The organism is Arsenicibacter rosenii (genome assembly GCF_001870735.1).
Lineage (GTDB): Bacteria > Bacteroidota > Bacteroidia > Cytophagales > Spirosomataceae > Arsenicibacter > Arsenicibacter rosenii.
In genome coordinates, this window is sequence record NZ_MORL01000001.1 from 755,478 (window position 1) to 776,348 (window position 20,871).

Below are 20,871 nucleotides of genomic sequence, written 5' to 3' on the forward strand. Positions count from 1 at the left end.
TTACCTGTCACGAACCGGATACGTCCGTGACAGGTAAGGAATGACTTATATTTTTACCCCTTCCGGCCGGAACGGCTGATTATAATGCCGTTTGCCGGTCGATTTGTACAAGGCATTTGCCACCGCTCCGAACACCGGCGGGAACGGCGGTTCGCCCAGCCCCGTCGGGTCAATTTCGTTCTGTACGAAATGAACGTCGATGGTCTTCGGGGCCTCGTTGTGGCGGATCATCCGGTAGTTATGAAAATTAGTTTGTTCGGCCGCGCCGTCCTTGTGGGTCAGTGCCCCGTACAACGCGTTGCCGATCCCATCGACGACCGCTCCCTGTACCATGTTCTGCGCCGCATCTGGGTTCACCACAATGCCGCAGTCAATGGCACTCGTCACCTGCTCCACATACGGTTCGCCGTTCCGCACGACCATATCCACCACATGGGCTGCATAGGAGTTATGACAGAAATAGGCCGCTACGCCGCGGTGTTTACCTGCCTGTGCGGGGCTTCCCCAGCCGGATTTATCCCGCACCAGTTCGAGCACACCAGCATATCGGTCAGCATCGTATTCGTTGTTTTTGCCAACCGGATTTGCCTTAGCCCGCTTCAGCAGATCAAGGCGGAAGCTGATCGGGTCTTTGCCCATATACTCAGCCAGTTCGTCCAGAAACGACTGCTCGGCAGCGGCGTTAAAGTTTGATCGCGGCGCCCGGAAAGCCCCGATGGTGATGTTCGACGGAATTTCCCAGCCCTCGGCCAGGTAGTTGTCAACGGCACCGGCCGGGAATCGGTTGGCCGCAATCGGATGCTCGGGAATCCCGCCGCCTTTTACGTGGAAACCAATCAGATTTTTGTCAGCGTCAAAGGCGGCGCGGTAGGTTGCGGTGTACATCGGCCGGTAAATACCATACGTCATGTCGTCCTCACGGGTGTACATCAGTTTTACCGGCGCATTGACCTTTTTCGAAATCAGCGCCGCCTCCACCAGATAATGTCCGTAGGCCCGGCGACCGAAGCCCCCACCCATCCGCGTCATCTGAATTTCCACTTTTTCAACCGGTATATTCAGCACTTTAGCCAGTGTGCCTGTTATGAGGGACGGTGCCTGCAACGGACCGACAAGCAACGCTTTTTCGGGCGTTACGTGGGCGAAAAAATTCATCGGCTCCATGGTATTGTGTGCCAGAAACGGAGCATTGTATGTCCGTTCGATCACATGGGCAGCACCCTTGAACGCCGCTTCCGGATCGCCGTCTTTCCGCAGCACGGTAGCGGCCTGTTTTGCCCGCTCCTGCATCTGCGTCAGTTGCGAGGCGGTACTTTCCAGCCCGCCCGGTACGATTTCTTCCCGCGCCGGGCCGCTCCAACCTTTCACCTTTTCTTTGGTGTCGGTCGTTACCTCCCACTGTACCTTCAGTTTTTTCCGGGCGTTCATCACTTCCCAGGTCGTACGGCCCACAACAACCACCAGTTCGTTAAACGTGCGGGTATCAAAGGCCGACCGTTCGTACCCTTCGTCAAATAACCGGATCGGGAACACACCGGTAATGCCCGGCATTTTCAGGGCCTGAGACGCGTCGAACGATTTCAGTTTCATGCCGAAGGCCGGCGGGTGCTGTACCATCGCAATCAGCATGCCTTCCTGCCGGTAGTCGAGACCGAACAGCGGTTTGCCGGTAACAACCTTAATGCCCTCCGTATTCTTCTTCGACCGGCTGACAATGGTAAAGTCTTTTGGAGCTTTCAGTTTCACATTCTTCGGCACCGGCACGGCGGCGGCTTTCGCGGCCATCTCGCCGTAGGTGGCCGTTTTGCCACCGGCATGACTCAGCACACCGGCTTTGGTGGTAATCTCGCTGACGGGTACACCCCATGCCTGGGCCGCAGCCTCACACAGCATCAGCCGCGCCGACGCCCCGGCATTGCGCAGCGGCTTCCAGTAGGTCCGGACCGACATACTGCCACCCGTGAACTGCGACCCGAATTTCAGGTTATCGTGGGGGGCCATTTCTACGACCACATTCTTCCAGTCGGCGTCGAGTTCTTCCGCCACCATCATTGGCAGCGACGTCATGACGTTCTGCCCGAACTCAGGGTTGGGCACCATGATTTTGATGACGTTATCCGGCGTGATCCGGATATAGCCGGTTAACTCAGTCCACTGGTTTGCCAGGTTCAGGGCTTCGGTTTTTCCGGCCGCTCTGGCTTCGGTCAGCCACGAAAAGCTCAGCATCAACCCGCCACCTGCCAGGGCCGAAGAAGTCAGAAAAGAACGTCTGCTAATGTTTTTTTTTGTTTCCATGATCAGGTCGGGTTTATTTCTTCGCAGCCGATTTAATAGCGTCCTTAATGCGCAGATAGGTGCCGCAGCGGCAGATATTGCCGCTCATGGCCGCATCAATATCCTCGTCGGAAGGCGCAGGATTGCCTTTCAGCAAGGCCGCCGCACTCATGATCTGCCCTGCCTGGCAATAGCCGCACTGGGCCACATCGTGCTCAAGCCAGGCCTGCTGCACCGGATGCTCCCCGTTTGCAGAGAGCCCCTCGATGGTGGTAATGGCCTGCTTCCCCACCGCCGACACCGGATAACTACACGACCGCATGGCCATGCCATCGACATGAATTGTACAGGCACCACACTGCGCCATGCCGCAGCCATATTTTGTGCCCTGCAAATTGAGGTGATCACGCAGCACCCAGAGTACGGGCGTCGACGGGTCCACCTCCACCTTCCTTACTTTACCATTGATTTTCAGCTGAAACGTCGCCATAGGTTTATGAACAGAATAGTCTTAAACGAATATGTAAAGAAATTACTTTTTGCGGAATGCGCGTTAACGCTTTTCAAACAGGCGATTACGAAAATCAAACAATGGTGTGGTTCACCGGTGTGCTTCTGGAACCAAGGGTGACCGGCGACGTCTGCGGCACCTATTTTTGACGATTCCGGCCATAATCTTCCGATAGATAAGCATAGATTTACCGGGTCTAAAAACGCGTAGAGAGCTCTCCCTGCTTTTCCATAAAATCATATTCGGCATAACGGCCTTCGAATTGTTTTTTGACTCTGGCAGCATCCGGGCGGTATTGTTGCCAGAGTCCGCACTGACGGCCCACACAATCCATCTTCCGGCAAATGTCTGCCCGGCGCTTGTCTGCCTCCGGCCGCTATCCTCCCGCATCTGATCCAGTTTGATTGCTAAGTGACGCTGCGCAATTTTCAGGTCAATACCAGCCATTTTATACGGATGTCAACGTTAGCAGCCATAGCCACCGTCGTCCGGCAGTTGCCCTTTTGTGATGATCAGCCTATTGTCCGGAAAAACACCGGTCACACCATTGTTAATATGCAGATAGTGTGACAGTTCCCGTACCTTTCCCGACAGATTGTCATTGCACACGCAGCAGCAGTACCACACTACCCGCAAACAAGATTATAGTCATGGTATTGGCTTGCTTGTTTATTGACGGCGAAGCGTTCCCTGACTTTCTTTAGACGGCCGGCGGTCTTTATAAACGGTACGCATGAAATAGGTCATTTCCTGCTGCACGTTCAGGCGAATCTCCCGGCGGGCAATGGATTGATCGACAACCAGTTCGTATGGTTGTCCTTCACCCGGGCTATTCACCCCTTTCGGGTCAAGGTTACGAACGCTGACGGTTCCCCAGTCACAATCAGTGGGGCTACAGGCAGCCATAATCCGGACACGGCTGCGATTACCGGAAAACTCCATCCGCGTGATGGAACGTGTGTTCGGATCAGCCGCTACCCACACCTCTGTTGACTGAGTCGGCGCAGCGCTCATCAGGCCGAGTGTAAAAACGAAGCCGGCCAGTTGTGTAATCGAACGAACAAATTCAGGTCTCATTGTATTGATAACTAATTGATTGATAATTGCAAATACATCTTAAATATAGACACTTACGCAAGCTTATCTTCACATTAGTTAATAACCCAATCGTTTCAGTATACAGCAATAGTCTTTGAGTAAACCATTGCATTAACGTAACCTTTTCTGCGCATCCGGAAGCTCCCTGGCCTCCGAAGCCAGATAGCGGGTCAGCTCTGCCCGCCGCAGTCGGGTTTCGGCGATACTGGTCAGCAGGGCCGAGCTCAGCCCGCTGAGGGTCGGGGCCGGAGCCGGTTCGCCTTCGCTGATCCGGCGGATGTTGTCTGCCGTCGCGGGGATGACCAGGCCGGTTTTCCGGGCCGGATGGGCTGCCAGTACCTGCCCCGCCGGACTGATCCCGAACAGGAGCAGACAGCAGAAGATGCGAAAAAGAATAGCCGTAGTACGCCTAAAAGTCGGTCAGATGGATGGTGTTGCTTTCGTTCGTTGGTAAACTACAGTTGTTCAGGGTGAGCACATGCCGGTTGATAGCCGGCGTGGCCCAGGGCTGCGGTGAGGACGACGGTGGTACGCGGGTAGTGGTGGTGCATGGGTTTATAGGTTACGGAAGCCCGTAGGCATTGGTAATGATCAATTTGTCTAGTTTGCCAGCGCGTGGGTTTACCTCTCCGGCTGGCAATGGTAAGCCTGAAAAATTGTACGTTTACGCTTGAATTTATCATAGCTATCGGAGTTAGGTAAAGGAATCATTTTTTCTGAAAAGTGCATTAACGCTTTTCAGACAGGATATTACGAAAACCAAAAATGATATATCTGCATTAATTAATATATTTGAAAAAAGAGCCGCCTGGCGACCTCCGGCGCTGCGGTTCTGCACTTCCCGGAAGATCCGGATTGACGCCAATACCTGTTCTTTAACCAATCGCAAGCATTACTTAGCTATTTTGGCCCGTACAGGAGAGTACCGATAGGTTACGTTGGCGACAATATTACTTTTGCAACGAAGAATGACCTGATCGTGTTATTCTATTGGTTCTATTACAACAAAACCATGTCTACCTCTTCTAATCAGTTAGCAGCGCTTTTTCAGTCAGAAAGCGACATTCCTGCTGAGTACAACATTCAACCCCTCGATCAGCGTGAGTACCTGATCAACGGCGAAATGCGCCAGTGGGGCGGTATGACGACCGACGTTGTTTCACCCGTTTATGTGCAGTCGGAAGACGGATTAAAGCGAAAGGTTATCGGTAGTTATCCGGTAACGGGCGAGACCGAAGCGATGGAAGCGCTCGACGCCGCCGTCAAGGCCTACGACAACGGCCGGGGTGAATGGCCAACCATGTCGGTTGCCGACCGCATCGCCTGCATGGAACGTTTTGTGGGCCGGATGCTCGAACGAAAACAGCAGGTTGTAAACCTGCTGATGTGGGAAATCGGCAAAACGCTGGGCGACTCCGTAAAAGAATTTGACCGTACTGTTGAATACATTTATGATACCATCGGGGCGCTGAAAGACCTTGACCGTAACTCTTCACGTTTCCGCATTGAGCAGGGCATTATCGGCCAGATCCGCCGCTCGCCGCTGGGTGTGGTCCTGTGTATGGGGCCGTTCAACTATCCGCTGAACGAGACCTATACCACGCTGATTCCGGCGATTCTGATGGGCAATACCATCCTGTTTAAGCCCCCGAAACACGGTACCCTGCTGCACTACCCGATGCTCGAAGCCTTCCGCGAGTGCTTCCCGAAGGGAGTCGTTAACACCATCTACGGCCGTGGGGCTACGGTGGTCCCGGCGCTGATGCAGTCGGGCAAAATCAACGTGCTGACCCTGATCGGGTCGAGCCGTGTGGCCGATCAGCTGAAGAAAATGCACCCGAAAGTAAACCGGCTCAAAGCCGTTCTGGGCCTCGATGCCAAGAATGCCGCCATCATTCTGGAGAACGCCGACCTTGAACTGGCGCTGAAAGAATGTATGCTCGGAACGCTGTCGTTTAACGGTCAGCGTTGCACGGCGATCAAGATTGTGTGGGTACACCGCTCCGTTGCCGATCAGTTCCTGAAGCGGCTGGCCGAAGAGGTGAACAAGCTGCAACCGGGCATGCCGTGGCAGAAAACTTCGCAGATTACCCCGCTGCCGGAGCCGCAGAAACCGGCCTACCTGACCGATTGCATCCGCGATGCCGAAGCCAAAGGCGCGACCGTGATCAACGAAGGTGGTGGCACCTATGCCGAATCGCTGTTTTTCCCGGCGGTAGTGTACCCGGTGGCAGAAGGCATGAAGCTCTATCGCGAAGAGCAGTTTGGGCCGGTAATTCCGGTAGTCCCGTTCGACTCGATTGACGAGCCGATCGACTACATCATTTCGTCGGATCACGGTCAGCAGGTTTCTCTGTTCGGCACCGATCCGGATCAGCTGGCCCGTCTGATCGATCCGCTGGTTAACCAGGTCAGCCGGGTAAACCTGAATGCACAATGTCAGCGCGGACCGGATACGTTCCCGTTCACGGGCCGGAAAGACTCGGCCGAGGGAACGCTATCGGTTGAAGACGCCTTGCGCTCGTTCTCCATCCGGACGGTGGTAGCGACGAAAGATACCCCGGCCAACAAGGAAATTCTGAACGAAATCGTCGGCGAACACAAATCAGAGTTCCTGTCGACTAATTTTATTTTCTAGGCACCTGATTTAAGCCTATTCGTTTTAGTTACTCCTCAGATAAAAGCCCTGCCCTGAACTAACTGGTGTTCAGGTGGGGCTTTTGCTATTTGTAAGCAAATACCAACAAAAAAGTAACATATAGTACAAGATAAGCCTGTTGATAGATATTTGAAATATAGTTTTCTTATCAAAAAAACAACATCTATTTTCAGCGCGTTAAAGTAAGTAAATGCCGTTCATTTACCGGCCTGCCCGTTCTCAATCATTCAAGTCTACCAAACTATGCAACATCAAATGCTGGCTTTACTGCGCAGTAAAAAGCCACAAATCCTTGAACGCTGGATTCAACATCAGCTAACCCTGGACACCTTACGCGATGATCTGATCTCGAATGATGAGTTGCGGGAACAATCCGAAGGCATCGTCAATCTGATCGTTGATCAGATCAGTGAACAGACGCTTGCGCTCGACCCATACGCGCTGGAACCGATTCTGGAATACTTGTCCGGCATCGCTATTTCACGTGCCCGGCACGGTTTTTCGCCCCGTGAAACCAGTTTTTACCTGTTCAGTCTGAAAAATGCCATGCTGGATATGCTGGCAGAATCGGCCGGATCGGATATAGCCGCGCTCTACGACATGACCCGCTCGCTGGGCCGGTTTTTCGACGAGTTAAGTACGAGCACGTTTGAAACGTTTATTAAAGGCCGTGAAGAGGTTATTCTGCGCCAGACCGACGAGATTGCCGAGATCTCAACGCCGGTCATCCGTGTGTGGGACCAGATTCTGGCCATGCCGCTGATTGGCACCCTCGACAGCGCGCGCACGCAGGTTGTTATGGAAAACCTGCTGCAGGCGATAGTAGACACCGGGAGCGAGATCGCCATTCTGGACATTTCGGGCGTACCAGCCGTTGATTCGCTGGTGGCACAGCACTTAATTAAAACCGTAAGCGCTACCCGCCTGATGGGTGCCGAGTGCATCATCAGCGGCATCCGGCCCGAGATTGCCCAGACCGTGGTGCAGCTTGGTATCGACCTGTCGCAGGTAATTACCAAAGCGACCCTGGCCAGTGCGCTTAAATCAGCCTTCAGCATGCTGAAACTGGAGGTGCGGAAAACGCAGTCCCAAAAACCGTTTTTGATCTGATCGCCTATGGAACGTATTCCGATTTTACGAATGGGCTCCTTTTTGCTGGTGACCATTCAGGTAGACCTTTACGACCGGCTGGCGCTGACGCTGGAATCGGATCTGGTACAGGCTATCAGCAAAACCGGCGCACAGGGTGTTTTGATTGATATTTCGGCGGTATCCATCGTCGATTCCTTTATGGGGCGCATCATCGGCAACATCGCCAGTATGGCCAGGCTACTCGATGCATATACGGTTGTGGTAGGTATGCAACCGGCAGTAGCCATCACCCTGATCGAACTTGGTCTGACGCTGCCCGGCGTTCAGACGGCGCTTAATGTTGAAAAAGGCATGCAGCTTCTCCAATCCCGGATTCAGGTGACTGCCAGCGTAGAAGAAGCGCCAAACGAGGACGACGATGCTGGTAGTCCTGAATAAAGATGCGTTTCAGATACAGCGCGAACAGGATGTTATTCTGTTCCGCAACCGCGTCAAGGAGTTTGCGGTCCGGATCGGGATGGGGGTGGTTAACCAAACCAAGCTCATCACGGCGGCGAGTGAACTGGTCAGAAACATGCTCCGGTATGCCAGCGGCGGCGAAGTGCTGATCGAAGTCATTACCCGGGGCCGCGAAAACGGCATCCGCCTGACCTTCAAAGACCAGGGGCCGGGTATACCGGATATTAAACTGGCGATGCAGGATGGCTATTCAACCGGCCGCAGTCTGGGATTAGGCTTGCCGGGGACCAAACGGCTTGTCAGCGAATTTGATATTAAAAGTACAGTGGGAGTTGGCACAACCGTCACCATTGTTAAATGGAAAAATGGATAAGTCAATTCAACACGCATTTAACGCATCCGATCGCAGTTATCTGTCTTTTCTGAAACGTGAAATTCACCAGCTGGCCGTACAGACCGGCTTTAGCGGGCAGCGCCTGGCCGAAATTGACCTGATTATCGCCGAGCTGACGTCTAATCTTATCAAACATGCCGGTGGCGGCGAAATACTGGTCCGTCCGCTGGGCGAGACCACCTTTCACGGCATCGAACTGATCAGTATTGATAACGGTCCCGGAATGAGCAATCCGGCCCGAATGATGGAAGACGGTATTTCCACAACGAATACCCTTGGTCACGGGCTGGGATCTATCCGGCGGCTTTCTGACTTTTTTGATCTGTATACCCTGCCAAACTGGGGAACAATCGTCGTCTGCCGGATTCATCTGCCCAACTTTCGTGCACCGCAGGCTAACCCGACCCGTATCGGCTCCCTGCTGCTCCCAAAGGCAGGCGAAAAGGTTTGTGGTGATGGGTTCGCTGTCAAGTATGTGGCCCGTACCCTGCATGTATTTCTGGCCGACGGATTGGGGCATGGCCCGGAAGCCGATGCTGCCACTCAGCTGGCTATCAAAACGTTTCAGGCTTCCAGCAGCCAGGATCCGGTTTTGATACTGCGCGAAATTCACCAGGCGGTCCTGAAAACACGGGGACTTGTCGGTACGGTTGGCATCCTTGATCCCCTGGCCGGTAACTGGAAACTGTGCGGCATCGGTAATATTACCAGCCGGCTGTCTGGCCCGAACCTGCTGGATCTGCCTAAGACGTTTATGTCGTATAACGGCATTCTGGGCGGAAATCTGCCCCGGACAATGAATGAGCAGGTAGCTCCTTACCAGCGTGGGCAGACCCTGATTATGGCATCCGACGGGTTACGGTCCCGTTGGGAAACGAGCCGGCTCGTAGCCATCCGGCAGCATGACCCGGCCGTGCTGGCAGCTGCCCTGTATAAGGATTTTTCGCGTAAAACCGATGACGCTTCGGTACTCATCGTACAAACCCCATAACCGCATGCACCCAATTACGTCAGTTGCTCTTGACAACGAGTTAGACCTGATTCTGGCGCACAAGCGAACCATGAAACTCGCGGAACTGTCCGGCTTGTCGCTGTCGGCACAAACAACGTTTGCCACCGCCGTTTCTGAAATTGCCCGCATGGCCATTGATCTTGGCCATGGAACGGCCCTGACCCTGGCTGCCGACCGGAGTTCAGGGCAAATCTGGTATCTGGTCGCCTGCATCTCCGGCTTTGCCGGGCAGCCGACCGGGCTCAGCACGCAGGCAGAAGCCGTAAAGTATGCCCGGCGGCTGGTCAGCAAATTACAGGTTACCGAAACCGGCAAGGGAACCGACATCTCCCTGTATTATAAGCTCCCGGCCTCCTTGCCGGTCAGTACCAGTACCCTGAAAATCTGGATGAGCGCTTTTCATGACGACCCGCCCCTCTCACCGTACGATGAAATCAAGCGCAAGAATATTCAGCTCCAGGAAATGGCCGACCGGCTGCGGGTCAGCGAAAATCAGTACCGCACCCTGACCGATTCGCTGCCGATGATGATTTTTTCGTTTAATCCGAAAGGCGAACTGCTGTATGCCAACCGCTGGCTGATCGATTTTACCGGCAAAACGTTACCCGAACTGAATGAAAATCGCTGGGAAGGCATTTTTCACCGGGAAGACTATCCGGTTTTCTGGAACCAATGGGTCAATCATTCGTTTTCGGGCAAACCGTTCCGGATGGAGATCCGGATCGGCAATGCCGAAACCGGTAAGTATATCTGGCATCTGGCCTCACTGACTCCGCTGGTCGACGCCACCAACGTGATCTGGCACTGGACGGGCTTTCTGGTCGATATTCACGCCCAGAAAATTGTTGAACAAACCCTGCGCGATAATGAAGAACTGCAGGCTGCCCGGCAGCAGCTCGAACAATACCAGTTGCAGCTCGAACAAACGATCCGCGACCTGCACCGGAGCAATGATGACCTGATGCATTTCGCCTACGTGGCCTCGCACGACCTTCAGGAGCCCTTGCGCAAAGTACAGACGTTCGGGGATGTGCTGATGACCCAGTATGCCCCTGCCCTCGATGAATACGGCGTGGACGTAGTCCGGCGGATGCAGGCTGCCGCCCGGCGGATGCAGAACCTGATTCAGGACCTGCTGACCTACTCGCGGCTGACGCCTAAACAGCATGATTTTAAACGCATTGATCTCAACAAACTGGTGCATTCGGTGCTGGATGATCTGGAAATGATGCCCCGGTTCAGCGAAACAACGTTTGAGGTCGGTACCTTACCGGTTGTTTTCGGCCATCCGGTTCAGCTCGGTCAGCTGTTTCAGAATCTGATTGCCAATGCGCTGAAGTTTGCGGGTAAGGATAAGCCCCCTGTGATCCATATAAAGTCCCGCCCCGCTGACCCTGAGCGGGATCAGCTAGCGGCCGACCATACGCCGGGGCAGTGGTTTGCCATCGACTTCAGCGACAACGGTATCGGCTTCGACGAGCAGTATCTCGAGCGGATTTTCCAGCTATTCCAGCGGCTGCACGGGGCCAACCAGTATGCCGGTACGGGCATGGGACTGGCCATCTGTAAAAAAGTTGTCGAGCTGCACGGCGGCACCATCACGGCCCGCAGCCAGCCCGGCCAGGGCGCTACGTTTACGGCCTGTTTCCCTGCTTCATTCCAGTTAACCGCTTAACCCCGTTTGCTCTGTCGGCACTCCGGTCAGTCCTGAATTTTTACCTATGATAAAGGAGACGCAAGACGTTGCGTCTCTACCGTATGTACTGCCTGTTATCCGGTCAGGGGTAAAATTTTACCTATAATAAAGGAGACGCAAGATGTTGCGTCTCTACGTGTATATTGCGCATATAAATATAACCGCGACGAAACATGGGACTTTTTGATTTCATCAAGAACGAGTTCATCGAAGTAATTGACTGGGTAGATAACTCAACGGATACCGTAATCTGGAAATTTCCGGACAAAGGCAATAACATCAAATACGGCGCCCAGCTCACCGTGCGGGAATCGCAGATGGCGGTGTTTATGAACGAGGGGCAGATTGCCGATATCTACCCTCCCGGCCGTTACCAGCTGACGACGCAGAACATGCCGGTCATGACGACCCTGCGGTCCTGGAAAATGGGCTTCGAATCGCCGTTTAAGGCCGATGTCTATTTCGTATCTACCCGTCAGTTTACCAATCTGAAATGGGGTACCCAGAATCCGATCATCATCCGCGACCCGGAATTGAAACAGGTACGGGTGCGGGCCTTTGGTGTATTTGCGCTGCGGGTGGTCGACGGAGGGAAGTTCATCAAAGAGTTTTCGGGCACCAACCCGGTCGTCCGGATCGGCGACGTGGAGGATCAGCTGCGGTCGGCGATTATCACCAACTTCTCGGATTCGGTTGCCGAAGCCAGCGTGTCGGTATACGACATGGCCCGCAATTACCGTGAACTGGGGGATAAGCTGTTGCCGATGCTACAGAGTGATTTCTCGCCATACGGGCTTGAACTCACTAAATTCTACATCGAAAACACCAGCCTGCCACCGGAAGTTGAAGCGTTCCTCGACAAAACCACGCAGATGAACATGGTCGGCGACATGGCCCGGTTTCAGCAGTTTCAGGCCGGCATGGCCATTGAAGATGCGGCCGAAAGCGGTGGCGCCGCCGGTACCGCCATCCTGATGGGTGGCCTTGGCAACTTCATGAACAATGCTGCCGCCAGCAATGCACCACAACCGCAGTCAGCGCCGAAAGAAGATAAAGGCGAGGTGCTCGGCCTGCTCAAGCAACTTGGCGAACTCAAGGCCGCCGGTATTCTTACCGAAGAAGAATTTGCTGCCAAAAAAGCTGAATTATTAGCCCGTCTCTAAGTCTATCCGGTGTCGGAAAGGCCCCTGAGGCTAGTCCGGCACCCTGACCATGCTCATGAACCCAGTGCCTGATGCGGCTTTTATCAAAGCCCCCTGTAAGACATGCGGTGCCCAGCTCACGTTTTCGGCCGATGCCCAGAAACTGAAATGCGGCTACTGCGGCAGTACCGAAGAGATTCCGTTCACGCAGAAAAACCTTCAGGAAAATCCGCTTACGTTCCGGATCGAGAACCAGCAGCTGCCGAATGCCCCGACGGAGGAAAAACACCTGTTTACCTGCCAGAACTGCGGGGCCCATACGCAGATCAACCTCGAAACCCCGACCATCACCTGCGCCTTCTGCGGGTCGAAAAACGTAAACCCCGACGCGCAGAAAACCCGCGTCATTGAACCCGCAGGGGTGCTCCCGTTCCGGATGTCGAAGGCCGCCGCCACCGAACGCTTCAAAAGCTGGGTCGGCAATAACTGGCTGGCGCCCTCTGACCTGAAAGCCGGGGCGATGCTCGACCAGCTCCACGGTATTTACATCCCGTACTGGACGTTCGATGCCCGGGCGTATTCCAACTGGACGGGTGAGGCTGGTTTTCATTACTACGTGCAGGTACAGGACCGCGATCAGAACGGCAATATGATTACCCGTCAGGAACAGCGTACACGCTGGGAATACCGCTCGGGTAGTCATTCGCAGTTTTACGACGATCTGCTGATGATGGCCTCCCGCCAGTTGTCGAAGCAGGAAAGTACCGTCCAGGACGTAAGCCATTACGACATGAACGGCGTGGTAGACTATGATCCGCGTTTCCTGCTTGGATGGGAAGCCGAGGTTTACAGCATCGATCTGGCCGAAAGCGCCCGCAAAGCTGAAGAACAGATCCGCTACCGTGAAGAGAATGCCTGCTTACAACAGCTGGGTGGTGATACCCAGCGCGGTTTGCAGGTCGATACGCAGCTGAGCAATCAGACGTTTAAACATTTGCTGTTGCCGCTCTGGATCTGCGCCTACATGTATAACGGGAAGCTTTACCGTTTCATGATCAACGGACAAACCGGGCAGGTAGCCGGCGAACGCCCTAAATCGTTCTGGAAAATAGCGATGCTGGTCGCGGGCTTCCTTCTGCTGGTCCTGTTCTTTGTCTGGCTATCTAAACACAAATAACCAACTGCTCCGTCCGGTATGCGCTACGAACGAATGCCTATTGAGGCCGAATCGCCCGAAGAAACGGGCTATGACACCATCCGGTATAATCTGGCCGAAAGCTCGGTCCATGACCGGACCCTCGGCGAGGTGCTGCCGGACGGAACCCTGAACGATCTGGTGCTGGCGTATGCGCATCACCGTGGGAAACCGGAACTTTGCGACCTTATCGTGGCCGACAGTCCGGGCCTGACTGGCCGGGATGTGCTCGTCTGCACAGGGGCGGCTACGGCCCTGTTTATCATCGCCACCACCCTGCTCAGCGCGGAGGATCACCTGATTGTGATCCGGCCCAACTACAGCACCAACCTCGAAACGCCGCGTGCTATCGGCTGCCCCACCACCATCATAGACCTGTCGTTCGAAGCCGGATTTCAGATTGATGTCGCCGCCATCCGGCAGGCAATCCGGCCCGATACCCGGCTTATCAGCATCACGAATCCGCACAACCCGACGGGGCAGTTGTATACGGCTGAAACGCTGGATGCCCTGACGGAGCTGGCCCGCCAGCACAATTGCCACCTGCTGGTCGACGAAACCTACCGCGACCTGAACTTTCAGACCCCGTTGCAGCCCTACATGGCGGCCAACGCCCCGCATGTAATTTCCGTTTGTTCCTTATCGAAGGCGTTCGGGGTACCCGGCATCCGCATGGGCTGGATCGTTTGCCGCGATGCAGTCCTGATGACCCGTTTTCTGGCGGCCAAAGAGCAGATTGTTATCTGCAACTCCATCCTGGACGAAGCGATTGCCGAACACCTGCTGCGGCGGAAGGCCGAATTGCTCCCGCCCGTTCATGCCCACATCCGGCAGAACTATGCCATCATCAGCGACTGGTTTGCGGCCAACGCCGACCTCATCCGCTGGAACCCGCCGCAGGCCGGCGTGGTCGGCTTTGCCCGGATCAATCCAGACCTGACTATCGATACCGATGCGTTTTACCATACCCTTTACCACCAGTACCAGACCATGGTTGGGGCCGGGCACTGGTTCGAGCTTCCCGACGCGTATATGCGTATCGGTTTCGGATACCCGACGGCCGATGAACTGCGGCAGGGACTGGCCAATATCAGGGCGTGTCTGCTGGCCTGCCGGTGACCTTTCTCTTAGTTACCAATATGATAATATTATAACTACAAATAAGCATAACATCATAAATAATATATAATCTATTCCATTCTTGCATTCATTCATAAAAAAAAGAAACTTAGCAACTCCATTAAGCGACAGGTTTACACCTGCTAAACAACTCTTTATTTTCACTATGCTAACATCTTCTACTAATTGGCGATGGACTAGTTCCAGTCGCCTTCTGTGGGTTATGCTTTTGCTTTTACCCCTGAGTATAACGCCTCTTCTGGCACAGAAAACCTGGATCAGTTCCGGATCAGGCAGCTGGAACACGGCGGGTAACTGGAGTCCGAACGGCGTACCAACCGCTTCTGATGAAGTCGTAATTCCGGCGGGAACGGCCACTCCCGTTATTGAATCCGGTGTCACGGCCCTGGCGAAGTATGTTGAAGTTCAGTTGGGTGCTTCGCTCTCAATCAGCAATGGGGGCAGTTTATCAGTTGTGGGTTCTAAAGTTATTTCTGACCCCATCTATACGGCTGCTTTTCAGAATCTTGGTACGGTTAACACCAGCGGCTTATTAAGTATAAGCAGTAGTGTTTCGAAAACATATGGTATCGTTAACGACGGTGCGTTTACCATCAACGGTACCGGCGAAGTACAGATTGACAATACCAATCTGATAGGTTTCTGGAACCGTATCTCTGTATTATCAACGGCAAGCGTGACCAATTCCGGTAAGTTTTATTTAGGTGGAACTGCCTCATTAGGTGCTGCCGCAATTTATAATGAGGTTGCGATCCGGAATAATGCCGGCGGTGAACTTAAAATTGATCGGGCAAGTAGTTGTAACATTAACAACCGGGCTGGCAGTTCATTTGTCAATTCCGGAACAATTGCCATCGGCCAAACCACCAACAGTTCGGGGCCGGGGATTTATAACTTCAGTACGTTTAATAATCAGGCTACCGGTGTTATTAAGATTGACCGGACATCAACAGCTATTTTTAACCTGATTGATACCGGCCCGGTTTCGTTTACCAATGCCGGTAGTATTCAGATTGGTCAACAGGCGACGGTAAACGGCCCGGGGATACACAATTTGAGCAGCGGCAGCTATGCGGTTACCTTCATCAATACATCCGGTGCTGACATTAGAGCTGATCGTTCGAATACAGGCATTTACAACGAAAACACCGGTAACGCTACTGCTTCATTTACGAATAGCGGAACGATTCATGTCGGTCAGGCCAATGTAATAAACTCCGCCCCGGGTATTCATAATATAGCCAGAGCGAGCGGGAGTTTAACGTTTCAAAATACAAGCCTTGCTGAAATTAAGATTGACCGTGTCTCTACAGGTCTTCAGAATGAAGCGCAAGGCCCGGGGCCTATGTCATGTACGAATGCCGGAAAAATTCACATCGGTCAGACCGGCCCACTCACGAGTGTCGGGCTACTGAATACGTCTTACTCAGCAACGCCGATCGTCACCTTTACAAACACCGGCGGTGCTGAACTATTAATCGATAACGCCAGTGTAGGCCTTCAGAATGAAAGCCCTACAACGTTTACCAATGCCGGAAGTATAAAAATCGGCACGACCAGTACCCAATCATTTTACTCTCCCGGTATAACAAACAAAGGTAACTTTACTAATCAATCTACGGGCCTTATCGCTGTTGAGCGGGTTAATACCTCTGCCATTCATCACTCCCAGAATACCCTGACAAACAGCGGAACCATTACCATTGGTATCAGTGCGACGGCTGGAGGAAGCTATGCCCCCAGTTTCCTGAGCTCATCTACCGTGGTCAATGGTACTGGCGCGGTCCTGCAGATTGATAACTGTACGCGAGGTGGCATACATAGCTCGTCGCTGTTCACTAACGCCGGTTTGATCGATATCGGGAAAAACGGTAGCGGAGGCGTTTACGGTCTACAGAGTTCCGCTACCCTTTCCAATCAGGTGAGCGGAACCATTACCATTGACCATATAAGCGGCAGTAATTCCTGGGGTTTATTTTCATACTATGGCAGCTCGCTCACCAATGACGGTATTATCACCATCGGCCGCTCTTACAGTGGCGGGCAGACAGGCCTCTACAATTATAGTACGTTTACGAATAGCGGCTCGATAACGATTGATCATATCACGCCGAACACCTACAGTGTACATGGTCTGTATAACGCTTCGGGCACGTTCACCAATACCGGCCTGATTACCATGGGAACCTCAAGCACCCTTGGTGACTGGGGCCTGTATAATGTCGCATCCTTCAGCAATAACAGCGGAGGTGAGATCAGAATTAACCGCGCCGGCATTACCGGACTCCGGAATGAAAGTGGCGGCAATTTCACCAATAGTGGTAAAGTTGCCATTGGTGCAACCGCGGGTACCGGTCAATGGGGTCTCTGGAATCAGGGGCAGTTTACCAACAACAGTGATCTGACAGTCGACAACGTTACGATTACCGGCCTCCGTAATCAAGGCAATACATTTACAAACTCAGGCACTATTAAAGTCGGGAGCAACAGCAGCAGCGGTTCATGGGGCTTCTGGAACGAAGGGACCTTTAATAACCTGAACGGCAGCATCAGTGTTGACCGGGCCACAGAGGTAAATTTTGAAAATGCGAAAGGTTTCGGCGGCACCGGCGTGTTTATTAACAAGGCCAGCCTGAGCATTTCGACCGGCACACCCGCCACACTTGGTTTTTATAACGAACCGGGTGCTACATTCTCCAACAGCGCCTGCGCTGCGCTGACACTGTACGATAACCTCAGCAATGTCGGCGGGATGACTAATCAGGGAATTATGATCGTGAATACCTCGAAGCCTCATAGCAATACAGGTATCACCAATGACGGGGTAATTTCATACCTCCAGGCGAATGCCATTCCCAACATCACAAACAATGACCTGATCATTGCCCCGATCAGTTCGAATTGCGGCAATGCCAGTTCAACTGTCCTGCAGGTGGGTGGCAGTAATAGTTTCTCGGTAGCCACAACCTGGTACAAAGATGCCGCGCTGACACAGCCGGCAGGTACGTATGACGCCGGATCGAATACCTTTACGGCGTCAGGGTTGAACAGCGGCCTGAATCTGCTCTATTTTGCGGTCACCGATAACGTGACAAACTGCGTTAAAACAGCATCTGTTGCGCTACAGGTAGCGGGGTCAGCAACCAGTGCCACGATACAAAACGTATCCGTCAATGCTACGCTGGGGAGCCCGAACTGTGCGGTTGAACTGAATGGACAGGTGAGCGGAACGGTATTTACCTTTACCGGCCCGAATGGCTATGTGTTCAGTAACGTATACCGGAAAGCCGGCACCTATACCTTAAACGGATTTCGGGTGACAGAGCCAGGTGTCTACACATTGACCGCCAATGTAACAGGTGATTGTGGTTTGGGGACTCCTGTGACACAGACAATCACTGTCAGCGGGACAAAGTGCCCGTAATCTTTCTTTTTTTACAAACAAAGCGGCAGTCCGAATCGGACTGCCGCTTTGTTTGTTTTTCCTTATAGACGGCCAATCACGCACGAACATCCTGAACGATAACGTCTGGTACTTCCGTGTCTGGTTGTCTGTGTTTTGCCCGAAGAGCCGCAAATGTATGTGATATACTCAAAAGAAATACATACCCGAACCCTGTAACCATCATCAGGTGTAGCGGTGCCAGCCGGTACTCATCCAGTCGGTAGGCCAGCGACAATCCACCGACATAGTACAACCCCAACAAGCCTTCCATCACAGTCAGCCACGATAATTCCGGAACAATGTACTTGTTGGCCTCCCAACGCCCTCCTTTATGATTCAGATTAAACTTCGGTGTGCGGACAAACGGGCTCTTCCGGTTAAGATATCCTTCGATGACCGCAACTGAATTGTGTAGTGATAAACCCATCATCAGCGTTGAAAACATAAAAAAGTGCCAGATCATCAACGGCTTCTTTCTATAGTTCAGTATAAAGGCTGGTATTGCGTAGAATGTACTTAACGTAATCAGATTCAGCACAAAAAAACTGATTTCAAAAACGGTAATATCCCAGGGTATATGCTTTCGGATATACAACACAGGCACACTTAACACACCTAACAGGAAGACAAGGAAAACAATCTGATTACTGAATAAATGCATAAGTGCATGCACTTTGGCACTGATCGTCAGGCCATGCTGCCTGATCACAGCCCCTGTCAGTTTACGGGCACATTCAGCGGACCCCTTCAGCCAGCGATATTGCTGAGACTTCAGGGCTGTCATTTCAACCGGCAGCTCAGCGGGGGCACCGATATCTTCACGGTAATTAAACTTCCATCCTTTTAACTGTGCCCGATAGCTTAAATCCAGATCTTCAGTCAGCGTATTCGACTGCCACCCACCGGCCTGTTCAATGGCTGTTTTTCGCCATATGCCTGCTGTTCCGTTAAAATTGGCAAAGTAATCACCAACATACCGGCCACTTTGTTCAATGGTAAAATGAGCATCCAGCCCGAAACTCTGCAAACGGGTCAACAGGGAATAGTGCTTGTTGAGATGCTCCCATCGGGTTTGCACAAAACCAACCTGCGGATCGGTCAGATTGGGGACCGTCCGCAGTAAAAAATCAGGAGCGGGGACGAAATCGGCATCAAAAATAGCAATGAATTCGCCCCTGGCCAGGGTTAATCCGTAAGAAAGAGCACCGGCTTTATACCCAGTGCGGTGTGGCCGCCGGATGTGTTGAATATTAATCCCCTGCTGCTGAAAAAAAGCCACCCGCTGCGCGATTATATCGACCGTTTCATCGGTAGAATCGTCCAGTACCTGAATTTCCAGACGGGAGGCGGGGTATTCCAGCTCTGCAATCGCCTCAATCAAACGCGCCGAAACATACAGTTCGTTGTAAACCGGCAGTTGAACGGTGATCAACGGCAAATCATCCTTGTCCGGAACGGCTGCCGGAAGGGCATTTGCCTTTTGTCTGGGCCGATACCGTAAGTAAGCCATTACCAGGCTCAACCGGCAAAGGTTATGTGCTGTTAATAAAACCAGTATCAGCCCGTATAAAACCAAGATAAACATCCCCATTACACAAAAATATATGGAAATCGGTAACTTGAACGATCTGAATCAACCAGATGCGAAAAAGATAATTTTTCCCAATCCTCAGTTCACGATTTGATTCACTTCCTCCCCTCCATACTTACCCGTAAGGACATTATTTGCCCATCGCTAATTCATTAGTCTGCTTTTCTGATAAGTTTTATATATATTTTTCAAAATACTTTGAAAATCAATAGGATACTACGTTTATTAGACGTAGATTTACTAAATTTAAAAAAAGTAAGAATGCAAACAGGAACTGTTAAATTTTTTAATGAACTCAAAGGATTTGGGTTTATTTCTTCCCAGGATTCCCAATCCGATATCTTTGTTCATATCTCAGGTCTGATTGATCAGATCCGTGAAAATGATCAGGTAAAGTTCAACGTAGTGGATGGAAAAAAAGGCGTAAATGCGGTCGATGTAGAGCTGCTGTAAGCCTCGTTGCTATATATTGATGTAACAAAAAAGACATGCTGAAAAGCATGTCTTTTTTGTTATGCATATTGTTCAGTCAATGCCCGGTCACGCATGAAACGGGCATATGCCCTACCGGTTAGTCCACCTTGGCGGAACCGGAATAATAACCGGCCGGAAAATCCGTTCGCTCAGGCCTGCCCATTGAACAATCTGAATTGCGAGTTCCTGTAATTGATTTTGCAATCTTTGCTGCTTATGCATGTTTTGTCATCATTAAAATTGTGAAGATTGCCTTGCCCTATTGTATTCCTGTAAGTTAAGCAGACTTTTTAAGTCTATATGCATACGGCCTGCCTTCCCGTAAAATAAAGTGGCCGCTTAACGGGCCGTAATGTCGCCGTTCGCCTGAATGATTAACTCATCCGTGAACGGAACAGCCACAATTTTTATATCCCGGCAATTTGGAAAAATGCTGAGAAACCGCTGACGAGCCTGCTCTTCACTGAGGTTCAGATAGGCCCGCCTGGACGGCTTAGGAGAAACGGAGTTGTATCCGGAAACAAGTATCAACGTGTTTTCTTCCATTCTTTTTGAGTGAAAATTGGTAATAGCACTGTTTCCGGACTCTTCATACGAATCACCGTCCATCTAATAAACATAATTGCGGCCAAATCGCTTTTTTTTAAGCAAAATATCCTTCCGCAAAAAAGGAAATTTTCTGGCCAACC

17 protein-coding genes are annotated in these 20,871 nt (G+C 52.2%); 11 read left to right on the plus strand and 6 right to left on the minus strand.

What is annotated here, in order from left to right:
- Nucleotides 1-45 precede the first annotated feature (45 nt).
- From BLX24_RS02840 to BLX24_RS32025, 4 genes are all read right to left on the minus strand, one after another.
- Nucleotides 46-2,295: a xanthine dehydrogenase family protein molybdopterin-binding subunit gene (locus tag BLX24_RS02840; protein ID WP_071501534.1), complete on the minus strand. Its 2,250-nt coding sequence runs from the start codon at nucleotides 2,293-2,295 to the stop codon at nucleotides 46-48.
- Nucleotides 2,296-2,308: 13 nt separating this feature from the next.
- Nucleotides 2,309-2,764: a (2Fe-2S)-binding protein gene (locus tag BLX24_RS02845; RefSeq protein WP_071501535.1), complete on the minus strand. Its 456-nt coding sequence runs from the start codon at nucleotides 2,762-2,764 to the stop codon at nucleotides 2,309-2,311.
- A gap of 690 nt (nucleotides 2,765-3,454) precedes the next feature.
- Nucleotides 3,455-3,862, minus strand: a complete 408-nt coding sequence (locus tag BLX24_RS02855; RefSeq protein ID WP_071501537.1) for a hypothetical protein — start codon at nucleotides 3,860-3,862, stop codon at nucleotides 3,455-3,457.
- 476 nt (nucleotides 3,863-4,338) lie between these two features.
- Nucleotides 4,339-4,566, minus strand: coding sequence for a hypothetical protein (locus BLX24_RS32025; protein WP_143092547.1), 228 nt, complete (start codon nucleotides 4,564-4,566; stop codon nucleotides 4,339-4,341).
- Between the two features lie 329 nt (nucleotides 4,567-4,895).
- Here BLX24_RS32025 and BLX24_RS02860 point away from each other — a divergent pair, with 329 nt between their 5' ends.
- The 10 genes from BLX24_RS02860 (at nucleotide 4,896) to BLX24_RS02905 (ending at nucleotide 18,096) form a co-directional block, all read left to right on the plus strand.
- The gene (locus BLX24_RS02860) at nucleotides 4,896-6,521 is read left to right on the plus strand and encodes an NADP-dependent glyceraldehyde-3-phosphate dehydrogenase (RefSeq protein ID WP_071501538.1); all 1,626 of its coding nucleotides are present in this window, start codon (nucleotides 4,896-4,898) and stop codon (nucleotides 6,519-6,521) included.
- 264 nt (nucleotides 6,522-6,785) lie between these two features.
- Nucleotides 6,786-7,652: an STAS domain-containing protein gene (locus BLX24_RS02865; protein WP_071501539.1), complete on the plus strand. Its 867-nt coding sequence runs from the start codon at nucleotides 6,786-6,788 to the stop codon at nucleotides 7,650-7,652.
- Nucleotides 7,653-7,658: 6 nt separating this feature from the next.
- Nucleotides 7,659-8,072 (plus strand): STAS domain-containing protein, encoded by a 414-nt coding sequence (locus BLX24_RS02870; protein ID WP_071501540.1) that lies wholly within the window; start codon nucleotides 7,659-7,661, stop codon nucleotides 8,070-8,072.
- Nucleotides 8,053-8,466: an anti-sigma regulatory factor gene (locus tag BLX24_RS02875; protein ID WP_177225759.1), complete on the plus strand. Its 414-nt coding sequence runs from the start codon at nucleotides 8,053-8,055 to the stop codon at nucleotides 8,464-8,466. The genes BLX24_RS02870 and BLX24_RS02875 overlap by 20 nt, the downstream gene beginning before the upstream one ends.
- Nucleotides 8,459-9,478, plus strand: a complete 1,020-nt coding sequence (locus BLX24_RS02880) for an ATP-binding SpoIIE family protein phosphatase (RefSeq protein WP_071501541.1) — start codon at nucleotides 8,459-8,461, stop codon at nucleotides 9,476-9,478. Before BLX24_RS02875 ends, BLX24_RS02880 begins: the two co-directional genes overlap by 8 nt.
- Before the next feature lie 4 nt (nucleotides 9,479-9,482).
- Nucleotides 9,483-11,174 (plus strand): sensor histidine kinase, encoded by a 1,692-nt coding sequence (locus BLX24_RS02885; RefSeq protein WP_071501542.1) that lies wholly within the window; start codon nucleotides 9,483-9,485, stop codon nucleotides 11,172-11,174.
- Nucleotides 11,175-11,368: 194 nt separating this feature from the next.
- Nucleotides 11,369-12,358, plus strand: a complete 990-nt coding sequence (locus tag BLX24_RS02890; RefSeq protein ID WP_071501543.1) for an SPFH domain-containing protein — start codon at nucleotides 11,369-11,371, stop codon at nucleotides 12,356-12,358.
- 55 nt (nucleotides 12,359-12,413) lie between these two features.
- Entirely contained in the window at nucleotides 12,414-13,514 is a 1,101-nt protein-coding gene (locus BLX24_RS02895) for a helicase C-terminal domain-containing protein (RefSeq protein WP_071501544.1), read from the plus strand.
- An 18-nt stretch (nucleotides 13,515-13,532) separates the two neighbouring features.
- Nucleotides 13,533-14,651, plus strand: a complete 1,119-nt coding sequence (locus tag BLX24_RS02900) for a pyridoxal phosphate-dependent aminotransferase (protein ID WP_071501545.1) — start codon at nucleotides 13,533-13,535, stop codon at nucleotides 14,649-14,651.
- A 223-nt stretch (nucleotides 14,652-14,874) separates the two neighbouring features.
- On the plus strand, nucleotides 14,875-18,096 hold the full coding sequence (locus tag BLX24_RS02905) for a beta strand repeat-containing protein (RefSeq protein WP_071501546.1): 3,222 nt from the start codon (nucleotides 14,875-14,877) through the stop codon (nucleotides 18,094-18,096).
- Between the two features lie 76 nt (nucleotides 18,097-18,172).
- On the opposite strand, the gene BLX24_RS02910 is transcribed toward BLX24_RS02905, so the two are convergent.
- Nucleotides 18,173-19,627 carry a cellulose synthase family protein gene (locus BLX24_RS02910; RefSeq protein WP_310590767.1) on the minus strand — a complete coding sequence of 485 codons (1,455 nt, stop codon included), beginning with the start codon at nucleotides 19,625-19,627 and terminating at the stop codon, nucleotides 18,173-18,175.
- A 342-nt stretch (nucleotides 19,628-19,969) separates the two neighbouring features.
- Here BLX24_RS02910 and BLX24_RS02915 point away from each other — a divergent pair, with 342 nt between their 5' ends.
- The gene (locus BLX24_RS02915) at nucleotides 19,970-20,161 is read left to right on the plus strand and encodes a cold-shock protein (RefSeq protein WP_071501548.1); all 192 of its coding nucleotides are present in this window, start codon (nucleotides 19,970-19,972) and stop codon (nucleotides 20,159-20,161) included.
- 360 nt (nucleotides 20,162-20,521) lie between these two features.
- Here the strand turns inward: BLX24_RS02915 and BLX24_RS02920 are convergent, their stop codons facing one another.
- Complete coding sequence (locus tag BLX24_RS02920) at nucleotides 20,522-20,728, minus strand: hypothetical protein (protein ID WP_071501798.1); 207 nt, start codon at nucleotides 20,726-20,728, stop codon at nucleotides 20,522-20,524.
- Nucleotides 20,729-20,871 lie beyond the last annotated feature (143 nt).

Excerpts from the sequence above, each read along its gene's own strand:
- BLX24_RS02840 (WP_071501534.1), bottom strand. The coding sequence starts at position 2,295 with ATGGAAACAAAAAAAAACATTAGCAGACGTTCTTTTCTGACTTCTTCG.
- BLX24_RS02845 (WP_071501535.1), bottom strand. The coding sequence starts at position 2,764 with ATGGCGACGTTTCAGCTGAAAATCAATGGTAAAGTAAGGAAGGTGGAG.
- BLX24_RS02855 (WP_071501537.1), bottom strand. The coding sequence starts at position 3,862 with ATGAGACCTGAATTTGTTCGTTCGATTACACAACTGGCCGGCTTCGTT.
- BLX24_RS32025 (WP_143092547.1), bottom strand. The coding sequence starts at position 4,566 with ATGATAAATTCAAGCGTAAACGTACAATTTTTCAGGCTTACCATTGCC.
- BLX24_RS02860 (WP_071501538.1), top strand. The coding sequence starts at position 4,896 with ATGTCTACCTCTTCTAATCAGTTAGCAGCGCTTTTTCAGTCAGAAAGC.
- BLX24_RS02865 (WP_071501539.1), top strand. The coding sequence starts at position 6,786 with ATGCAACATCAAATGCTGGCTTTACTGCGCAGTAAAAAGCCACAAATC.
- BLX24_RS02870 (WP_071501540.1), top strand. The coding sequence starts at position 7,659 with ATGGAACGTATTCCGATTTTACGAATGGGCTCCTTTTTGCTGGTGACC.
- BLX24_RS02875 (WP_177225759.1), top strand. The coding sequence starts at position 8,053 with ATGCTGGTAGTCCTGAATAAAGATGCGTTTCAGATACAGCGCGAACAG.
- BLX24_RS02880 (WP_071501541.1), top strand. The coding sequence starts at position 8,459 with ATGGATAAGTCAATTCAACACGCATTTAACGCATCCGATCGCAGTTAT.
- BLX24_RS02885 (WP_071501542.1), top strand. The coding sequence starts at position 9,483 with ATGCACCCAATTACGTCAGTTGCTCTTGACAACGAGTTAGACCTGATT.
- BLX24_RS02890 (WP_071501543.1), top strand. The coding sequence starts at position 11,369 with ATGGGACTTTTTGATTTCATCAAGAACGAGTTCATCGAAGTAATTGAC.
- BLX24_RS02895 (WP_071501544.1), top strand. The coding sequence starts at position 12,414 with ATGAACCCAGTGCCTGATGCGGCTTTTATCAAAGCCCCCTGTAAGACA.
- BLX24_RS02900 (WP_071501545.1), top strand. The coding sequence starts at position 13,533 with ATGCGCTACGAACGAATGCCTATTGAGGCCGAATCGCCCGAAGAAACG.
- BLX24_RS02905 (WP_071501546.1), top strand. The coding sequence starts at position 14,875 with ATGCTTTTGCTTTTACCCCTGAGTATAACGCCTCTTCTGGCACAGAAA.
- BLX24_RS02910 (WP_310590767.1), bottom strand. The coding sequence starts at position 19,627 with ATGGCTTACTTACGGTATCGGCCCAGACAAAAGGCAAATGCCCTTCCG.
- BLX24_RS02915 (WP_071501548.1), top strand. The coding sequence starts at position 19,970 with ATGCAAACAGGAACTGTTAAATTTTTTAATGAACTCAAAGGATTTGGG.
- BLX24_RS02920 (WP_071501798.1), bottom strand. The coding sequence starts at position 20,728 with ATGGAAGAAAACACGTTGATACTTGTTTCCGGATACAACTCCGTTTCT.